4 protein-coding genes and 1 pseudogene are annotated in these 4011 nt (G+C 62.2%); all 5 read left to right on the forward strand.

The genetic code is table 11. From position 1 onward, the window contains the following. Positions 1–273, forward strand: a pseudogene (locus ACXJ7R_RS26715) (sugar ABC transporter substrate-binding protein); the annotation flags it as partial. A gap of 122 nt (positions 274–395) precedes the next feature. Further along, the gene (locus ACXJ7R_RS26720) at positions 396–1268 is read left to right on the forward strand and encodes a carbohydrate ABC transporter permease (protein ID WP_457154447.1); all 873 of its coding nucleotides are present in this window, start codon (positions 396–398) and stop codon (positions 1266–1268) included. Between the two features lie 12 nt (positions 1269–1280). Then, entirely contained in the window at positions 1281–2105 is an 825-nt protein-coding gene (locus ACXJ7R_RS26725) for a carbohydrate ABC transporter permease (protein ID WP_457154448.1), read from the forward strand. Positions 2106–2155: 50 nt separating this feature from the next. Then, on the forward strand, positions 2156–3154 hold the full coding sequence (locus ACXJ7R_RS26730) for an ABC transporter ATP-binding protein (protein WP_095083372.1): 999 nt from the start codon (positions 2156–2158) through the stop codon (positions 3152–3154). Between the two features lie 2 nt (positions 3155–3156). Continuing rightward, positions 3157–3927, forward strand: coding sequence for an L-iditol 2-dehydrogenase (locus ACXJ7R_RS26735; RefSeq protein ID WP_457154449.1), 771 nt, complete (start codon positions 3157–3159; stop codon positions 3925–3927). Positions 3928–4011: the final 84 nt, after the last annotated feature.

Below are 4011 nucleotides of genomic sequence, written 5' to 3' on the forward strand. Positions count from 1 at the left end.
CTCTACGCCAATGCCGACTACCAGAAGGCGGCTCCGTTCGCCAAGATGACGCTGGACTCGATCAATGCCGCCGACCCGACGCATCCGACCGTCAAGCCGGTGCCCTATGTCGGCGTGCAGTTCGTCGCCATCCCTGAGTTCCAGGGCCTTGGCACCACTGTCGGCCAGCTCTTCTCGGCGGCTCTTGCCGGCCAGTCGAGCGTCGACGACGCCTTGAAGCAGGCCCAGGACGCTGCCACCGCGGCAATGACCGAAGGCGGTTATATCAAGTAGGCTCCTCCCGGTGCCGAATGCCGGTCGCCTCCTTGACCGGCAACGGCCGCCCGAGTCCCAGTTCGGGCGGCCGCCTTTAACGCCTTTTGAAAATTCAGTCTGACCATTGAAGGGTGACCGTCATGGCTACTCAGCAGACCCGTTCGCTTGCCCGTTTCATGATGGCGCCATCTGTCGTGCTCCTGCTGGTCTGGATGGTTGTTCCACTGGCGCTCACGCTGTGGTTCTCCTTCCAGCAGTACAACCCGCTCAACCCGATCCGCGACGGGTTCGTCGGCTTCTCGAACTACGCGCTGTTCTATTCCAACCCGGCATTCCTGCAATCGATCCTCAACACGCTTACGCTGGTGATCAGCGTGCTGTTGATCACGGTGATCGGCGGCATCCTGCTGGCGCTTTTGATCGATCAGCCGATGTGGGGACAAGGCATTGTCCGCATCCTCGTCATCTCGCCGTTCTTCGTCATGCCGCCGGTGGCCGCGTTGGTCTGGAAGAACATGATCATGCACCCGCAATACGGGGTCTTTGCCGACATAGCGCGCTTCTTCGGCGCCCAGCCGATCGACTGGTTCGGGCAACATCCGATGACGGCGATCATCATCATCGTCGCCTGGCAATGGCTGCCCTTTGCGACGCTGATCCTGTTGACCGCGCTGCAGTCGCTCGACGGCGAGCAGAAGGAGGCCGCCGAGATGGACGGCGCCGGCTTCATCAGCCGCTTCATCCATCTGACGCTGCCGCACATGTCGCGCGCCATCACCGTCGTCATCCTGATCCAGACGATCTTCCTTTTGTCGGTCTATGCCGAGATCCTCGTCACCACCAATGGTGGCCCTGGATACGCCTCCACCAACCTGCCCTTCCTCGTCTACCAGAAGGCCTTGCTGGAGTTCAAAATCGGCCAGGCATCCGCCGGCGGCATCATCGCTGTCATTCTCGCCAACATCGTTGCCTTCTTCGCCATGCGCGCCGTCGGCAAGAACCTGGACAAGTAAGGGAGGATTAAGATGGCACGCTCAGTCACCACCCAGCACAAGACAATCGCGACCGTTGCCGCCTGGATCGTCGCGCTGCTGATCTTCTTCCCGATCCTCTACACGATCATCACCTCGTTCAAGTCGGAGCAGGAAGCCATCCAGGGGTTCAACCTGATCCCGTCGGGAACGTTTGAGAGCTACACCGAGGTTCAGGCGCAGAGCGGTTACTTCAAGTTCTTCTTCAACTCGGTGCTGCTCTCGGTCGGCTCGACCATCCTGGCCCTGCTTGTCGCCATTCCGGCGGCATGGTCGATGGCTTTCTCGCCGACCAAGCGGACCAAGGACATCCTGATGTGGATGCTGTCCACTAAGATGATGCCGGCGGTCGCCGTGCTGTTCCCGATCTACCTGATCTTCCGCAACTTCGGGCTGCTCGACAGCCGCATCGGCCTGATGGTCATGCTGATGCTGATCAACCTGCCGATCGTGGTGTGGATGCTCTACACCTACTTCCGCGAAATCCCGGGCGAGATCTTGGAAGCGGCGCGCATGGACGGGGCTTCGCTGTGGAACGAGATCGTCTATGTGCTAACGCCGATGGCAGTGCCGGGCATCGCCTCGACCATGCTGTTGAACATCATCCTGGCCTGGAACGAGGCATTCTGGACGATCCGGCTGACCACCACGGACGCCGCACCCCTGACCGCCTTCATCAGCTCGTTCTCCAGCCCGCAAGGCCTGTTCTGGGCCAAGCTTTCGGCCGCCTCGACGCTGGCCATCGCCCCGATCCTGATCATGGGCTGGTTCAGCCAGAAGCAGCTGGTACGCGGCCTGACATTCGGTGCGGTGAAGTAACAGAAATTGCCTGAAGCAATCCGGCAGAAATAGCCCTCGGGGAGGAAACCATGGGAAACATCACGCTCAAGAACGTCTCCAAGCATTTTGGATCGACGATCATCATCCCCGGCCTCGACCTGGTGATCGAAAATGGCGAGTTCGTCGTCTTCGTCGGCCCGTCGGGTTGCGGCAAGTCCACGCTGCTGCGCTTGATCGCCGGGCTGGAGGACACCAGCGGCGGCACCATCAACATCGATGGCCGCGATGTCACCGGTGAAGCGCCGGCCAAGCGCAAGCTGGCCATGGTGTTCCAGTCCTATGCGCTCTATCCGCACATGACGGTGGCCAAGAACATCGCCTTCCCGCTGAAGATGGCGGGGGAAGACCAAGCGACCATCGACAAGAAGGTGAAGGATGCGGCGCGCGTCTTGAACCTGACCAACTATCTCGAACGCCGGCCCGGCCAGCTCTCCGGCGGCCAGCGCCAGCGCGTCGCCATCGGCCGTGCCATCGTGCGCCAGCCCTCGGCCTTCCTGTTCGACGAACCGCTGTCCAACCTCGATGCGGCGCTCCGCGGCACGATGCGGCTGGAGATCAGCGAGTTGCATCATCAGCTCAAGACGACGATGATCTACGTCACCCACGACCAGGTCGAAGCCATGACCATGGCGGACAAGATCGTCGTGTTGAACGCCGGCAACATCGAGCAGGTCGGCTCGCCGATGGAGCTCTACAAGACGCCGCGCAACCTGTTCGTCGCCGGCTTCATCGGCTCGCCGAAGATGAACCTGATCGAAGGGGCGCCAGCGGCCAAATACAGCGCCAAGACCATCGGCATCCGTCCAGAGCACATGGAGATCTCGACCACGGCGGGCGAATGGAAAGCCATCGTCGGCGTTGCCGAGCATCTCGGCTCCGACACCTTCCTGCATGTCCAGGCCGATGGCGTCGGTCCGCTGACGGTGCGCGCCGACGGCGAACTCGCCGTCCACCACGGCGACACCATCTACCTGACGCCCGACAAGGCCAAGCTGCATCGCTTCGGCGCCGACGGGAAGGCGATGTGAGCATGCGCCTGGCCGGCAAATCCGCGCTGATCACGGGTTCGGCCCGTGGCATCGGCAGAGCCTTCGCCGAAGCCTATGCCGGCGAAGGCGCCACCGTTGCCATTGCCGACATCAATCTCGAGGCTGCGCGGAAGACAGCCGCCGAGATCGGCGGAAAGGCCTATGCGGTCAAGCTCGACGTAACCGACCTCGCCTCCATCGAGGCGGCGGTGAAAACCGTCGAGACGACGACCGGTGGTCTCGACATCCTGATCAACAACGCCGCCCTGTTCGATCTGGCGCCGATCGTCGAGATCACCAAGGCAAGCTACGACAAGCTGTTTTCCGTCAACGTCGCCGGCACGCTGTTCATGCTGCAGGCAGCAAGCCGCTCGATGATCGCGCGGGGCAAGGGCGGCAGGATCATCAACATGGCGAGCCAGGCAGGACGGCGCGGCGAGGCGCTGGTCGGCGTCTATTGCGCCACCAAGGCCGCCGTCATCTCGCTGACCCAATCGGCAGGGCTCGACCTGATCAAGCACGGCATCAACGTCAACGCGATTGCCCCTGGGGTCGTCGACGGCGAGCACTGGGATCACGTCGATTCGCTGTTTGCCAAGTATGAAAACCGGCCGAAGGGCGAGAAGAAGAGGCTGGTTGGCGAGGCGGTGCCGTATGGCCGCATGGGCACGGCGGAGGACCTCACCGGCATGGCGGTCTTTCTCGCCAGCAGCGATGCCGAATACATCGTCGCCCAGACCTACAATGTCGATGGCGGCCAGTGGATGAGTTGAGGGCGGGGGTGGTCTCTGCTCCTCGTCCCTCCGCGGGGAGCAGAGGCCGACAAACGAAGGCCGAAGCCGGCCAAAGGGTAAAAC

Source organism: Mesorhizobium sp. P5_C1 (assembly GCF_054049815.1).